General features: G+C 41.6%; 15 protein-coding genes. All 15 read right to left on the reverse strand.

Annotation, left to right across the window (positions count from 1 at the left end):
- Positions 1-75: 75 nt before the first annotated feature.
- The gene (gene der, locus LXF01_RS13615) at positions 76-1,485 is read right to left on the reverse strand and encodes a ribosome biogenesis GTPase Der (protein ID WP_078192658.1); all 1,410 of its coding nucleotides are present in this window, start codon (positions 1,483-1,485) and stop codon (positions 76-78) included.
- A gap of 173 nt (positions 1,486-1,658) precedes the next feature.
- Positions 1,659-2,804, reverse strand: coding sequence for an outer membrane protein assembly factor BamB (bamB, locus tag LXF01_RS13620; protein ID WP_078189607.1), 1,146 nt, complete (start codon positions 2,802-2,804; stop codon positions 1,659-1,661).
- On the reverse strand, positions 2,801-3,499 hold the full coding sequence (locus LXF01_RS13625) for a YfgM family protein (RefSeq protein ID WP_078189608.1): 699 nt from the start codon (positions 3,497-3,499) through the stop codon (positions 2,801-2,803). Before LXF01_RS13625 ends, bamB begins: the two co-directional genes overlap by 4 nt.
- 30 nt (positions 3,500-3,529) lie before the next feature.
- Positions 3,530-4,825, reverse strand: a complete 1,296-nt coding sequence (gene hisS, locus LXF01_RS13630) for a histidine--tRNA ligase (protein ID WP_078189609.1) — start codon at positions 4,823-4,825, stop codon at positions 3,530-3,532.
- 3 nt (positions 4,826-4,828) lie between these two features.
- Complete coding sequence (ispG, locus tag LXF01_RS13635) at positions 4,829-5,950, reverse strand: flavodoxin-dependent (E)-4-hydroxy-3-methylbut-2-enyl-diphosphate synthase (protein WP_233944548.1); 1,122 nt, start codon at positions 5,948-5,950, stop codon at positions 4,829-4,831.
- Positions 5,951-5,973: 23 nt separating this feature from the next.
- The gene (locus LXF01_RS13640) at positions 5,974-6,768 is read right to left on the reverse strand and encodes a helix-turn-helix domain-containing protein (protein WP_180124989.1); all 795 of its coding nucleotides are present in this window, start codon (positions 6,766-6,768) and stop codon (positions 5,974-5,976) included.
- Positions 6,759-7,562 (reverse strand): type IV pilus biogenesis/stability protein PilW, encoded by an 804-nt coding sequence (gene pilW / locus LXF01_RS13645; protein WP_078189612.1) that lies wholly within the window; start codon positions 7,560-7,562, stop codon positions 6,759-6,761. The genes LXF01_RS13640 and pilW overlap by 10 nt, the downstream gene beginning before the upstream one ends.
- A 15-nt stretch (positions 7,563-7,577) precedes the next feature.
- A complete protein-coding gene (gene rlmN, locus LXF01_RS13650; RefSeq protein WP_233944549.1) occupies positions 7,578-8,813 on the reverse strand; it encodes a 23S rRNA (adenine(2503)-C(2))-methyltransferase RlmN in 1,236 nt (411 codons plus the stop codon).
- Between the two features lie 123 nt (positions 8,814-8,936).
- Entirely contained in the window at positions 8,937-9,368 is a 432-nt protein-coding gene (ndk, locus tag LXF01_RS13655; RefSeq protein ID WP_078189614.1) for a nucleoside-diphosphate kinase, read from the reverse strand.
- Between the two features lie 109 nt (positions 9,369-9,477).
- Positions 9,478-9,678: a Fe-S cluster assembly protein IscX gene (iscX, locus tag LXF01_RS13660; protein ID WP_078189615.1), complete on the reverse strand. Its 201-nt coding sequence runs from the start codon at positions 9,676-9,678 to the stop codon at positions 9,478-9,480.
- A 121-nt stretch (positions 9,679-9,799) separates the two neighbouring features.
- A complete protein-coding gene (locus LXF01_RS13665) occupies positions 9,800-10,351 on the reverse strand; it encodes a phosphatase PAP2 family protein (RefSeq protein WP_233944550.1) in 552 nt (183 codons plus the stop codon).
- A gap of 192 nt (positions 10,352-10,543) precedes the next feature.
- Positions 10,544-11,821, reverse strand: a complete 1,278-nt coding sequence (locus tag LXF01_RS13670; RefSeq protein ID WP_442781374.1) for a glycosyltransferase family 4 protein — start codon at positions 11,819-11,821, stop codon at positions 10,544-10,546.
- Positions 11,822-12,017: 196 nt separating this feature from the next.
- The gene (locus LXF01_RS13675) at positions 12,018-12,239 is read right to left on the reverse strand and encodes an ATP-binding protein (RefSeq protein ID WP_233944552.1); all 222 of its coding nucleotides are present in this window, start codon (positions 12,237-12,239) and stop codon (positions 12,018-12,020) included.
- Positions 12,240-12,514: 275 nt separating this feature from the next.
- Positions 12,515-12,925, reverse strand: coding sequence for a hypothetical protein (locus LXF01_RS13680; protein ID WP_078189619.1), 411 nt, complete (start codon positions 12,923-12,925; stop codon positions 12,515-12,517).
- 13 nt (positions 12,926-12,938) lie between these two features.
- Positions 12,939-15,248 carry a fimbria/pilus outer membrane usher protein gene (locus LXF01_RS13685; protein ID WP_233944553.1) on the reverse strand — a complete coding sequence of 770 codons (2,310 nt, stop codon included), beginning with the start codon at positions 15,246-15,248 and terminating at the stop codon, positions 12,939-12,941.
- Positions 15,249-15,250: the final 2 nt, after the last annotated feature.

A 15,250-nucleotide genomic window follows, 5' to 3' on the forward strand; every position in this document is an offset into this window, starting at 1 on the left:
TTCTACATCTTTTTAGATAAATAAAGTGAAATAAAAAAGTCTGCATATCTGCAGGCTTTTTTTGTTCATCTAAACTTAGCGTTTGAATTTCTTTTCCGCCTTTTTGAACTTCTGAACATAACGACGTTTACGTGCCGCCGTACGCTCATCGATTTGCGACTTACGACCTTCAAATGGGTTATCAGAGGTTTTAAATTCAATTTTGACTGGCGTACCTTCAAGTTTATAAACTTTACGGAACACGTTTTCTAGGTAACGACGATAGTCATTTGGCGTTTTATCGACCTTGTTACCATGAATCACAATCGTCGGTGGATTTTGTCCGCCAATATGCGCATAACGCATTTTGATACGACGACCTTGAACCATTGGTGGTTGGTGCGCATCAGTTGCATCATTCAAGATCTGAGTGATTTTCGCAGGTGATACTTTCAAATGCGAAGAATCATAAGCACGGTGGATCGATGGATAAAGATCACCAACACCTGTACCGTGAAGTGCAGAAATTAAGTGAATTTTTGCCCATGGAATAAAGTCAAAACGACGTTCAACATCTAATTTACACTGTTTACGGTCATAGTCAGACATGTTGTCCCATTTGTTGATGGCAATCACCATCGCACGGCCTGCTTCAAGCGCATAACCGATCAAATGCAAGTCTTGCTCAACGATCCCTTCACGTGCATCGACAACAATAACCACAACATGCGCATCTTTCATCGCTTGTAAAGTTTTCACAATCGAGAATTTCTCGATCATTTCGTCCACTTTACCTTTACGACGTACACCCGCAGTATCGATTAATGTGTATTTACGACCGTCACGTTCAAATGGAATATAAATTGAGTCACGTGTAGTACCCGGCTGGTCAAATGCAACCACACGGTCTTCACCCAACAAACGGTTCACTAAAGTCGATTTACCCACGTTTGGACGACCAATAATCGCTAAACGTAAGCCTGTGTCTTTATCGTGTTGTTCTTCACTTTCATCTTCAGGCACTTCAGCTAACACTTCTTCAAGCATTTGCTGAACACCACGACCATGGCTGGCAGCCACTTGAAGTGGTTCACCCATACCCAATTTAAAGAATTCAACTAAAGCTGCTTCGGCATGTACACCATCAACTTTGTTGGCAACAAGATAAACTTTTTTACCCAGCGTACGTAAGTCACGTGCAATTTGCTCATCAGATGCCAATAAGCCTGCGCGCGCATCGACCACGAAGACAATAATATCTGCTTCATTGATGGCAGTTTTTGACTGTTCTGCCATGTACGAGTCGATACCGCCTTCAGTTTCGCCAATACCCCCAGTATCAACGACGATGAAGGATTTATTTTGATAAGTCGCGTCACCATACTTACGGTCACGAGTCAGACCGGCAAAGTCAGCAACGAGAGCATCACGGCTCTTGGTTATCTGGTTAAACAACGTTGATTTTCCGACGTTCGGACGACCAATGAGCGCAATTACGGGTTTCATAGATTAACCTTTATTCCAGATCAGCCAGTTTGGTCTGGTCTGAACATCAGAAAGCTTAGGAAGAATGGAAATAGGATAAATGCCTAAAATAAATAAAAACACGGGGCATTGATGATTCAATCCCCCGCGTTAAAAATACGGTTTGGCTTATTTTAACATAAGCCGCAGAAAAATTAACGGTTCTGCCAAATGCTTAATGCACCCTTACGTGTCGACACATATAATTGGTTGTCAATTACACGTAGTGAACGTACTTCACCACTGGTTTTAGAACGACCAACCAACTCGCCTGTCGCTGGGTTGATTAAGTGAAGTACACCATCCAGATCACCAACCACAAGGTCTTGACCTAACATCACTGGGTTACTCAAATTACGATTAAGCAATTGGTCATTTTCCCACAATGTTTGACCAGTGGTAATTTCATAAGCCACAATTTTACCATCAGTTTGTGTCACAAAGACACCATTGCCCGCAACTTCAGGACGCTGAATGCTGCTCGCATCATTGCTCCAGATCACTTGTTGTGAGGCAAGATCAAGCGCTGTCACTTGGCCTTGGTAACTGGTGGTAATTAAAAATTGACCTGCTACAGTCGGTTCACCGTCAATATCAATGAGACGTTGTACATCTGAACGACCGTCTGACACTGCAACACGACGCTGCATTTTCGGAATACCGCTCAATGCATCAATCACATAGATATAGGCATTTGAAGAAGCGATGAGAACATGACGCGCATCGAGTGATACCGGTGCTGCCATACCACGTAAACTAAACTGTACATTTGGCAAGTTATAGGTCCAAGTTTGTTGGCCCGTTGCCACATCGTTTGCGTATACCGTACCATCATTGGTAACTGAAATAACGCGACCTGCTTGAATCAACGACGGTGAAAGTAACGCGCCGGTTAATTGCGCTGTCCACTTTTGTTCACCTGTTGCCTGATCTAATGCAAATAATTGACCTTTTGCATTACCGACAACCACAATACCGTCAGCAGCTTCTACACCTGCAGTCAAACCTTGTTTAGAGATTTTCTTCTGCCATAAACGCTCTTTGCCTTTATAGGCTTGAACTTCACCGTTAGGATTTACGCTAAAAACAACGCCATTATCTGCATCCATACGTAAACGCAGTGGATCTGCTTCTTCAGTTGAAGCCACACTGTTTGAAAATACAGGTGCTAAAGTTTTTGCCTGTTCCAATTTTGGTAAAGGATTTGGTTTTACTTTTTCTACTTTTCCTTTATTTGCACAACCAGCCAAAGCAAGTGTTAAAACTGTCAGCGCACAGGTAATTTTGTATTTTCTATTCATTCAGTTGCTTCCACTTGTGTATCTATAATCGGACGTTCAATTTCAGGATCATCAACTAAAACGCCTACACTTTCGAGTTTAATTTGTAAAATTTGACGTTCTTCTTGTCGCTCAACCAAAGCATCCCATGCACTTTGATAAACTTTCTTTGCATTTTCGATATCATTTTTTGCAACATAGACATCGCCACGGGCTTCATCTGCAGTTGCTTGAAAAGCAGGTTCTTTAACCGCTTCTAAGGTTTTTAATGCTTCATCAAATTTCTTTTGTGCCAATTGTGCATACGCTAAACGTAATTTCACCAATTGAACTAAGCCTGCATCATCAACTTTTGAATTTTCAACTTTTTTCAAAGCTTTTTCAGCATTGGCATAATCCGCTTTATCATACGCCAATTTTGCCATAAGCAACTGCGTTTGGATGGCTTGTGGCGAATCTGGCGCTTCTTTTACAATTTTATCTGCAGTCGCAGAAAGTTGTGTAAACGCATCGCCAGTCGCCGACTGAGCATCATCCATTAACTGCTGTACTTTGGCTGTTTGCATTTGCGATTCAGCCAAAGTTTTCTTCTGCCAGTATTCCCATCCGAAAAAGGCAATCAACGCAATTAAAATGCCGCTAACAATGGCAGAGCCATATTTTTTAGCAAACGATTTTAAATTATCAAGTTGTTCTTCTTCACTCAATGCGCTCATGAAATTACCTTTTTCCTTATGTTATAGGGATTATTTTGAAGAAATTTTTTCGATAATGAAGGCAACAAAATCTGCCACATTCACTTCGTGTTGTTCTGCAATAGCTAGCTCTTTCACCAGCACTTGCCCTGCTGCTTGCTCACGTTCACCATAAATCACAGCAAATAAAGCGCCCGATTGGTCGGCTTTTTTCATTTGTGATTTCATTGAACCTTGTGAACCAACTTTTAAGCGAATGTTGCTACCCGCCGCTTCGAGTTGATCACGAATTTGTTCAGCAAGTACCAACGCTTTACCTTGAGTTGCTGGATCTGAAACCAAGAATAGTTCACAGTCACGCACAGGGGTATTGTCTTCCACTTGTTCAAGTAGAAGAAGCAAACGCTCCATACCCATTGCAAAACCAACAGCGGGCACTGACTGGTCTGCTTTACCTTTAAGCTGACCGACTAAACCGTCATAACGACCACCAGCACATACTGTTCCTTGAGAACCTAAATGCGTAGTTGTCCATTCAAAGACCGTTTTATTGTAGTAGTCGAGCCCACGAACCAATTTCTGATTGATCACAAAACCAATACCAGCATCAGTCAAATACTGCTGTAATTGAGCAAAGTGAGCCAACGTTTCTTCACCCATAAAGTCGTGAAGTTTTGGCGCATTTTCCAAAATGCTTTGTGTTTTTGCATCTTTAGAATCCAAAATACGCAGTGGATTCGTGGTTAGACGACGCTGTGAATCTTCATCTAAGTCATTTTTATGTGACTCTAAGAATTCAACCAATGCCGCACGATAAGCTGCACGTTCATCAGACTCACCTAAAGTATTGAGTTCTAATTGAACTTTATCTGCAACGCCCATGCGTTTCCACAAACGCGCAGTCATTAAAATCAATTCTGCATCTTGATCTGGTGTTGCAACACCAAAGGTTTCTACGCCAAATTGATGGAACTGACGGTAGCGACCTTTTTGTGGTTTTTCATAGCGGAACATTGGGCCGACATACCATACACGCGGTGTAGCACCACGAAGTAAGTTATGTTCAAGCATTGCACGCACACACCCTGCTGTTCCTTCTGGACGCAAAGTCAAAGACTCAGGCGGATTACCTTTGTCTAAGAATGTGTACATTTCTTTTTCAACGATATCCGTTGCATCACCAATAGAACGTTTGAACAGATGAGTCTGCTCCACAATCGGCAAGCGAATTTGCTGATAACCATAAGCATCCATCAGGCTAGATAGATGCTGTTCTAGACGTCTCCATGCAGGACTTTGCGTAGGGAGAATGTCATTAAAACCTTTGATTGCGACGATTGAACTCATGATCTACTCAGAAAAACTTGTGCGAATAATCTCTTTAGCTTTAGCGTCTTCAAGATCGCTAACACGTTGACGAACCATCGCTTCGATTTCGTCAACCAACTGATTTGTGTCAATTAAATGGCTCTTTTCGCCATTACGATACACCAGTGAACGCGGACTTGCACCTACTACACCAATATCGGCTTCTTTGGCTTCACCCGGACCATTCACTTTACAACCAATCACCGATACATCCATTGGGGTACGAATATCTTCTAAACGCTCTTCCAATGTTTGCATGACTTTGATGACATTAAACTCTTGGCGTGAACAACTTGGGCACGCAATAAAGTTAATGCCGTTTGAACGTAAGCCCAATGATTTTAAAATGTCAAAGCCAATTTTAATTTCTTCTTCAGGCTCTGCGGCCAATGAAATACGCATGGTGTCACCAATGCCTTCCATCAACAAACCGCCTAAAGCGATAGCAGACTTAACTGAACCCGTACGGTAGACACCTGCTTCGGTCACACCCAAGTGTAATGGGTTATCAATTTGTTTAGATAACAAACGGTACGCATCCATAGTCAGAAAGACATTCGATGCTTTAACTGACACTTTAAATTCATGGAAATTTAAGCGGTCTAAAATATCAATATGGCGCATTGCAGATTCAAGCAAGGCCTGACCTGTAGGCTCACCATATTTCTTTTGAATATCTTTTTCGAGCGAACCTGCATTCACCCCGATACGCATTGAAATATCGTTATGGCGCGCTGCCGCAACCACTTCGCGGATTTTAGCTTCCGAACCGATATTGCCCGGATTGATGCGCAGGCAGTCCGCGCCCAAGTCCGCAACCGCCAAAGCGATTTTATAATCAAAGTGAATATCGGCAACCAATGGCACTTGCACACGTTTGCGAATTTCACCAAAAGCTTCAGCGGCTTCCATACTTGGTACTGAAACACGCATGATGTCTGCGCCGACATCTACGCAGCGCTGAATCTGTGCCACGGTCGCTTCGACATCACAGGTTTCAGTATTGGTCATACTTTGGATGCTGATCGGCGCATCACCACCGACATACACCGAACCTACTTTAATTTTACGCGTTGGACGGCGCTTAATTGGATTTTCAATCATTGTTCAGTCTGCTCTGTTGTCCCTTAACGTGATAAACGGAAATCTGCTTTGCCGTTTACGGTATATGGTGACAATGAAATATTTTCATTATTTAAGCTTAATGACACTGCTGTTGCATCATCCAAACGAATTTGGAATGGTGTTTCACCGTTTAAGTTGAGCGTCGATGCTTGACGACCTGTCGCCAACACCTTACCCGTCGAATCAACAATATGTACTGAAGTCGGGCTACTAAAGGTCAATGTCAATTGATCGCCACTAACTGTTGCATTCCCGCCATTCATGTCGAGGACTTGAACTTCTGAAGCGACTTCACTGGTCACAGCGTCTTCATTATCGCTGCCCGAGGTCATGCCCTGAATCGCTGCCACGATCGCACCAATGACCACCAACACCGCCAATGCAATCAGACCACGTTTGATCCATTTACGATTACGGTCACGGTTAGAACCGGGTAATTTACCCATAATTTTAATCGGTGAATTGTTTAACGCGTGATTTGGCAACAAACCCGTATCGTTAGCATAAATATCATCAAAACGTTGAATGATATTGGTTGCATCAACTTTTAAATATTTGGCATAAGTGCGGTAGTAACCTTTAATAAAGGTCGCTTCAGGCAATGACTTATAATCATCTTGCTCAAGTGCAGTCAGTGTTTTTAATGGAATATTGAGTTCTGATGCGACAGCTTCAAGTTCCAGTTTTTGCGTAATACGTACTTGACGTAAATACTCACCTGGGCGTTGTACATTTCCTAATGCATTTGGAGCTACGCTCGAACCATTCGATTGCGGTGAATTAGGATTTACTTCCATACGGCCTCAGTACTGTACTGTAATTGCAAATAGCGTTGGTATTCAGGACTTTCTGGGAACAAAGCACGTAACTGGTTAACCAGTACTTGCATACCCAAATTGTCGCCATTGGCACGCGCTGTTCGAATGCCAATCCAGAGTGCACGCGCACCCTGATTTTTTTGCCCTACTGCACGTACAAATTGTTCATACATTTGTGTGGCAGCAGGGAACTGCTGATTCAAATAAAAGATTTCAGACAACTCTAACATTGAAACATAGGAATCACGATTAGCCTGCAAAGCTTGTTTGAATGATTTTTCAGCATTCGCCACATCACCCACTTTCAGGTAAATTCGACCTAAATTTTCCAATGCTTTGAAACGTTGATCATAACCTAAAGTTGAACCTGCGATGCTGAACTGTTCAATCGCATCATTATAACGCTCAACTTGGTATAAATACGTACCGTAGTTGTTACGTGCTTGAGAATTTTTTGAGTCTGCTGAAATTGCACGCTTAAAATAACTATCTGCTTTTTCTAAGTTGGCTGGACTGCCTTCTCGTTGTAGTAAGACACCCATCATCATATTGGCTTGGGAATCGCGAGAATCCACCTCTAAAGCCTGATCTAATGCACGTTTAGCAGAGTCCAAATCCCCTGCTTTCAGGTGTTCAACAGCCAATTGCGTTCTGATTTTTACGGCTTTCTCTGGGTCTTTTTTCCCAATCTCAGGCGTTTGACATGCTGTTAATGCCAAAACCGATGCACATAAAGCTGAAACGAAAGTGAACTTATACGTTAACTTTTTCAATTGGCTGCCTCTTTATTATCCTTGTGAGCGCAGTATCTCATTTTGCTGCGCAACTTTCTTTTTCCATTGCTCCGCACGACGAGTACGGTCAGCAACTTGCCCCACGAGTTGTCCACACGCAGCGTCGATATCATCACCACGTGTCTGACGAATCGTACACACAAAACCGGCATCAGACAAAGTTTTTTGGAAAGAAATAATACGGTTACGGCTTGAACGACCGTATGGCGCATGCGGGAACGGGTTAAACGGAATTAAATTAATTTTGCTTGGTAGGTTTTTCAACAGCTTTAACATTTGCTGTGCATGTTCAGGATGGTCATTTACACCATCTAACATCACGTATTCGATGGTCACGTGTTTACGTGAACTTTCATTACCATCTTTGGCGATATAACGCTGACACGCGGAAATCAACTGTTCCAACGGATACTTTTTATTGATCGGAACAAGTTCGTTACGTAGTTCATCATTTGGTGCATGAAGTGAAATTGCCAAGGCTACATCAATGTCTTGTGCCAATTGGTCAATTTTAGGCACTACACCTGAGGTTGATAAAGTCACACGACGCTTCGACATACCATACGCAAAGTCATCCAACATGATACGCATTGAATTCAATACGGCATCATAGTTCAACAGCGGCTCACCCATGCCCATCATCACCACGTTGGTCACTGAACGTTCACGATCCGCAACTGGCACATCTTCCATATAAGAGAAGTTCGCCATCCAAAGCTGTCCAATAATTTCAGCTTGACTCAAGTCACGTTGGAAGCCTTGTTTACCAGTTGAACAGAATGAACAGTCCAGAGCACAGCCCACTTGTGATGAAATACACAAGGTCTTACGTGCGCCGGTTTTATCTTCCGCAGGAATCAGCACAGTTTCAACCAATGAACCTGCACCTTCACCTACACGGAACACCCATTTACGAGTACCGTCTTTTGAGTAATTTTTATGCACCACTTCAGGCGCTTTAATTTCACAAATCTTTTCTAGTTTTTCACGCAATTTGCCAGAAATATTGGTCATTTCAGCAAAATCAGTCACGAAGAACTGATGAATCCATTTCATCACCTGCCCAGCACGAAATTTCTTCTCCCCCATATCTTCGAAGAATTTTTCCATTTGTGGACGTGACATGCCCAGTAAATTCACTTTCTCCACAGTGTTTTGCTGCGTCGGAGCGGATGGAGATTGTTGCTGTGCATCAGAAACAGCTGATGTAGCGACTACTTCAGTACTCATGTGTAATTACCTAAACCATGTCTAAAGATCAAAGGAGAAGCTCAGTTATTGAGCAAAGAATTATTCAGAGAATAAAAAAACCAGACAAGCAGTATACCACTTATCTGGTTTGAATACTTCGAATTAACGAGTACGTGGAGCGATCTCAGTTTGAGCGAAGAAGTAGTTAACTTCACGATCAGCAGATGCTACAGAGTCAGAACCGTGAGCAGCGTTTTCGTCGATGCTTACAGCGAAGTCTGCACGGATAGTACCAGGAGCAGCTTCTTTAGGGTTAGTTGCGCCAAGGATTTCACGGTGAGCAAGAACTGCGTTTTCGCCTTCAAGAACTGAAACTACAACTGGACCAGAAGTCATGAATGCAACTAGGTCACCAAAGAAACCACGTTCTTTGTGCTCAGCGTAGAAGCCTTCAGCTTCAGCTTGAGTCAAGTGTTTCATTTTAGTTGCAACGATTTGAAGACCAGCTTTTTCGAAACGAGCAAAGATGTCGCCGATGTGGTTTTTAGCAACTGCGTCTGGTTTAACGATAGATAAAGTACGTTCAATAGCCATGAGAGGCTCCTTAAGTCAATTTGACGTGAAAAATTTGCCGCATTATACCGAATAATGCGCTATTTTCTGCTTTTGCTATACAAAAAAATTGCTTTTTTCGATGTAGGGATTAACTTGCCTCATCAATCCAGGCCATCTGAATTCCCTCAAGCAGACCTTCAGTCGACTTTTCTGGGTCATCAGTGAAATTTGGCAATGCACATACCCATGCATGTAGGTCAGTAAAGCGAATCCATTGCGGATCAACATCAGGGTGAGCTTCATACAGCTCAATTGCGATATCAATGGTATCTGTCCAGCGTAAACCCATGGGTCTTCCTAACATCGTCTATAGAATGATGGCTTACTTTAACAAATTTCAGCAATTGGACGTGATAAACCCTTTTAATTTTTTTATTACCAGATTTTGCAATTGTGATGTCCACATCAAACTATAAAACCAAACCCAAAAGAGGTGCACAGAGAATAATCGCCGCACCCACTGCAGCACCTATAGCAGCACCGACAGCAACATCACTCGGGTAATGCAAACCTAAGATCATGCGAGATAATGCCACCAATAAGCTAAAGGGCAACATTAAGACCAACAACATGGGTTGAATATAGCCCAGCACTGTTGTTGCCATGACCGCATGTAGAGTATGCCCCGATGGAAAACTAAAATGATCTAGAGGGCGTTCACCTAAGCGAATCACTTGATGCACTTGGTACGGTCTTGGGCGCACAGTTTTCTTTTTGAGGAGTTTATAGATCGAGGTGCCGACTGAACCACCTAGTAATACATAAACGATTTGCAAACTGTAAGACATGCCCTGCACGATCCAGACCGTCGCCAACATGACATACCAAAACACACCATCACCAAGTCGACTCACCATTTTAAATATGTCAGCCACAACTTGTTGATGTGAAAAATGATTGAGATAAATACAGCCTTTTAAATCGAGGTGCAGCATTCTTGTTTTTGCATTTTTAAAATTCATCGCTAATCTCCTATCTACAGTCAAAGCCTGACTGTGTTGGGGTTGAGCTAGATTTGTGTTGTTATTTTTACAAGTTTAGTTCTGTATTTGACTCAGCTTAAGTTATCTTTTTGACAGTGCAATGATGCTTTGATGACAGTTCAATGAATATTGGTTATGAGGATGCTCAACTTTTCTATACAACTAATAGCGCTAGCTCCATTGGCTCATCATGGCTTGATCCACCACGCAATATAGCGCTTGCTCAAATTGTTGTACGGGATATTGCCAACCAATTTTAGCTGCGTCCTTTGCCGCCTCGATGCCCATGGTTTTTAATTTAGCGCGTTGCGGTAATTGCTGCATGAGGCGAATAAATTCATCGGTTCGAGATAAATGACATAACCATCCCGTTTGCTGATTTCTCACGTGCAGTTGGGCACATGCGGCATTATATGCAATCACAGGCAATCCGCTGGCCATTGCCTCCAAAACCACATTACCAAAGGTCTCAACCTGACTTGCGAAAACAAAAACATCCGCACTGGCATAGGCTTCCGATAAAGCCTGACCACTTAAACTTCCCATAAAAATAACATCTAGGGATTTTGCCAGTTGCATTAATCGTTCAAGATCTGGCCCATCCCCCACAATGACCAATTTCGTTCGTGCATCCATGGCCAACATCGAACGATAGGCTGAAATTAAAACATCCACCTCTTTTTCAGGAGATAGCCGACCGACATAGAGCATCACGCGGGTATGTTCATCTGCTTGCCACTGTTGTCTCAGTTCTGCTCGATAATGTGAGGGAGAAAATCGACTATGGTCCACACCTCGCCCCACCACCACCAATGGACAACTAAAACCTAATCGATGCAAGGCATCCGCAGTATCTTGGCTCGGGACACAGGTGAGTTGAGTATTGTTATGAAACCATCGTAAATAATGTTGTACAGGCTTCATTAAAAACGCTAAATCAAAGAAACGACTAAAGTCATGAAAGGCCGAGTGAAAACCACTAGACACAGGGATGTGTAAAGAACGCGCCAATTGAAGTATGGCAAAACCCAAAGGCCCTTCAGTGACTATATGCACAATGTCGACTTGGGCTTTTTTTAAAGCTTTACTGAGTTTGATCAATTGCGGCCAGCCAAATTGTAAACCTGAATATTTAGGAATCGACTGCGCTCGAACCAGACACTCTTGATCAGGTCTGAAATCATGACAACTTTCGGACTGTTCAGGACGTATTAAAAAAATTGAGTTGCCTTGTTGCTGCAAGCCTTTACACAACTGCAATAAAGAATGTGCAACACCATTAATTTCTGGCGCCCACGTATCTGTAACAATGGCGATTTTTAGACCTGGACGGATTAAAGTTGAGACCGTTTGCACATCCATTCGTGATTGCATATGCTTAAATTGGAATTGAAAGCGTGCAGGTTCATCCTGCATACACCCCAAATCGTTAGCCGATTCTGTCATGATCTTACATGCTTCTTATAAATGTTTATCCACAGTTTAAGCAGCAGTTTTTTGCATTTTGATGATTATTTGATGACAGTTTATTGAAAGAAATTATCTTATTTCATCTACAAAATCATGATTTATCCGTAATTTTTAATCACTTTTAAAATCGTCTGACCCGCACGAGAAGCTATTTGCATATCTGCGTTCATCCTTTCTAAAACCCACTCATACTACGAAGCCCCACACCCAAACCGGCTTGATTGACCAGATCCACATCAACCCCCACGCCATTGTCTTCAACTTCCATTATCAACGCCGAGTTTTCATAATAAATTCGTATCTGCACCACGGTCGCATGACTATGCTTCACAATATTGGTTAATGCTTCTTCGGCTATACGCTGTAAGCTTAAACATTCCAATGGGGTAACATCCACTTCACATTTTGCAGGAACTGACCATTTAGCGTGTATATCGAGCTCATCAAATAACTGAATAAAATGGTGCCTAAAGTTGTTATCGGGGAAGCATATGCTGAAATCAAATTTCCTTCATTTCTGACTTTATACGCATAGCAGAAAATTAAGCTACTTAGATTAGAGCCCAAGATTCACCTAAATATCTATCATCAAGCTTCAATCTAGCGGTATGAACGAAATCAGCACTCTACATTATTCACCTTAGCCATGAAGAAAATCGGTCGCTAAGCATCTCAAAACACCATATTTACAAAGACTGTATCGCGGTAGATTCCTGCAGGTGTCGTTGCATTCACTCGCTCTACCAAACGCACTGCAATCACATAGTTATTTTTGCCAGCGCCTTGCTCGGTAGAAACATTCCACAGATTTTCCATCGCACCTGAAACAGTCATCCGTGTTTTGAGCTTAATCGGGCCATTCGTCACAAAACTACTGCCCGAAGTATCCTGCAAATTACGGCTATTAAAGCGTATGCGGTATTTACCTGAACAATCGACACTAAATGAACTCGCCGCTTGACTATTATAGTAATTCGCCAAGCGCATATTGGTTTCACTGATTCGTCCCATTTCACAGCGACTCGGTGCTGCAAATGTTATTGAACTAAATAACGCTGCTGAGATGAGTAAAATACTTTTCATTGGAAATACTCCTTTATTTACACTGCAATGTAATTAATTCAGGAGTTTGGTTTTCTACCTTTTTCGGCACTGTTAACGCTGTTTGGCAAGATCGACCACCACTGGTCCTCACCGTCAACTTGTAGTAGCCTTCAACCAAACCATATAACATTACCGTGCCATCTGAACCCACTGGATAAACATCAGCTTCTGGGGTATCAATTGCAACTTCACTTCCTGCCACAAATTGATGACCTTGTTCATCCAATATTTTGACCAATATTTGTTGTGTATCAAATACTGAAAAATTAATGTTATAACCACGCTGTCTTAACGCAACTAAACGATGTGCAGCATTCGGAACTTTGCTTTCGATCGGCAATTGGTTTTCATCGAATGAAATATCGTAATTAATATAAGGAACGATATCGTGTACAAAGGCATAGCCTCTTTTATTGGTTTTTGCGACCGGAGACATTGATCGCATGACATCAATATCTTCACGACCACCAACATTCACTAAAGCAAAGGCATTATCTACAAAACTGGTCAATGCGTATTGACCGCCCAACCACACCATAGCACCACGGTAGCCAACCTGGGTTGTTGAATCATTTTCACTATAGAGATGACTTAGGGTTAAATCACCTACATCAGTGGACAAACCACCATAGGCATTTAATACCGTTTCATCATTACGATAATCCACACCGAGCGCATAATTTGCACCATATTCACCGAATGCATTTTGAATAAAACGTACACCGCCAGATTTATTGGTACCTGCATCAGCCTGAATACGTTTACCACCCCCAAAATTATAAGAAAATGTAATAAAAGCACCTGAGTCATCGCTATCACCAAATTCTTTAAAATAATTGGCGGTATACATTAAATTCTGTGTGATTTCGCGACTCACACCCACTGTGAGCATTTTGCGATCCTCTAATTCAAATAAAGGATCATTAGATTCATACTGGGTTTGTTCGATATAGTTCAGGTTTAAATTTTGAAAGAATGGAAAATTAGCAAAACTTAAATACGCCATATTTTCAAATTTTGGAAAAATATGATTATCTTCATAGCCCAACGCCCGATAATCATTTGTAGCGTAGCGTGAACTCACACCAAAATTGAGTTTCCCGAAATTACGACTGATAGCCAAACCTGCAGAATAACCATCGTCATTATCGGTTTTACTGCCTAAAAAAATACTGTCTAAAACAAACCATCGATTGACCGCTTGCGTCCATAGCAGTCCTGCATTTTTTACTTTGTCACTATAGGTAGCACTTGCACCCAAAGTGGTACGACTGGTAACACCTCTACGCCAATAGGCTGAACTAAAAAAATCGCGATAATCGCTATTTTCTTCGTCATAACTGAAGCGTAGTTTCCCTAATGATATGTTGTAATCATTTAAATCTTCTTTAAGCAATTTACTACTAATTAATACCGGGAAGCTTCTAACAGTAGTATTCCCCAATACATCTTGTACAACCATTTGCGCTGTACCGGCACTTTCAATATTGGCACCTGTTTGCAAGTTATAATCTCCAGGTGAAATCTTTTTCTGATAAATATTTACGCCATCAATATATAAATCAACAGTCGAAGGTAAAACCGCACTGCCTTTTAAACTTGGAATATTCCAATACACAAAATCTGGGCGTGACGTATAGTCTGTACCAAAACTCAAACCACCAAATCGTACACCATGAATTAATGCACTATATGCAGAGGTCGTATCACCAATAACCAGTTTGGTCGCACTTTTAGAAAAATCAAACTCAAGACTACTATTTAACCTGACGAATTTTTCTTCACGATAATCATCACCTTTATTATTTCGATAAAAGGCATTATTTCTTAAAATCCAATTGTCTTTAAACACGCCCAGCTCAGGTAGCACACCAAAATTATTATGTTGAGTATTATTTTCAAAATGCATTTCATAATTAAGAAATGCACCAAAATTTGCAGGCATCGGCTGGCTGATTAAGGTATCAGTTTCTAGCCCAAAGAAATATTTTGATGGAAGATTAATTTTGACGGCTTGCAATTGAGGATCAAATCCAGACTGAATATCTTGATCCGTTACCAAACAAAATGAATTTTTAGTTGCATGTCGTTTCAGAATTTCTACTTTAATTTGCAGCTTATCAAGATCTGCGCACTCTATATAAAACTTGTTATTTTCAGTCAGTAATAATACTTCGCTCTTGCGGTCTACTTCGTTTACCCAAATACTGGTTGGAAATAAATCATCAGGCATATCAACGGCTTCTGCATGAGCAGAATTAGCACATAAAATACAATATAGAAGCAATGTAATTCTGTTCATAG

Source organism: Acinetobacter sp. SH20PTE14 (assembly GCF_021391555.1).
Classification (GTDB): Bacteria; Pseudomonadota; Gammaproteobacteria; order Pseudomonadales; family Moraxellaceae; genus Acinetobacter; species Acinetobacter amyesii.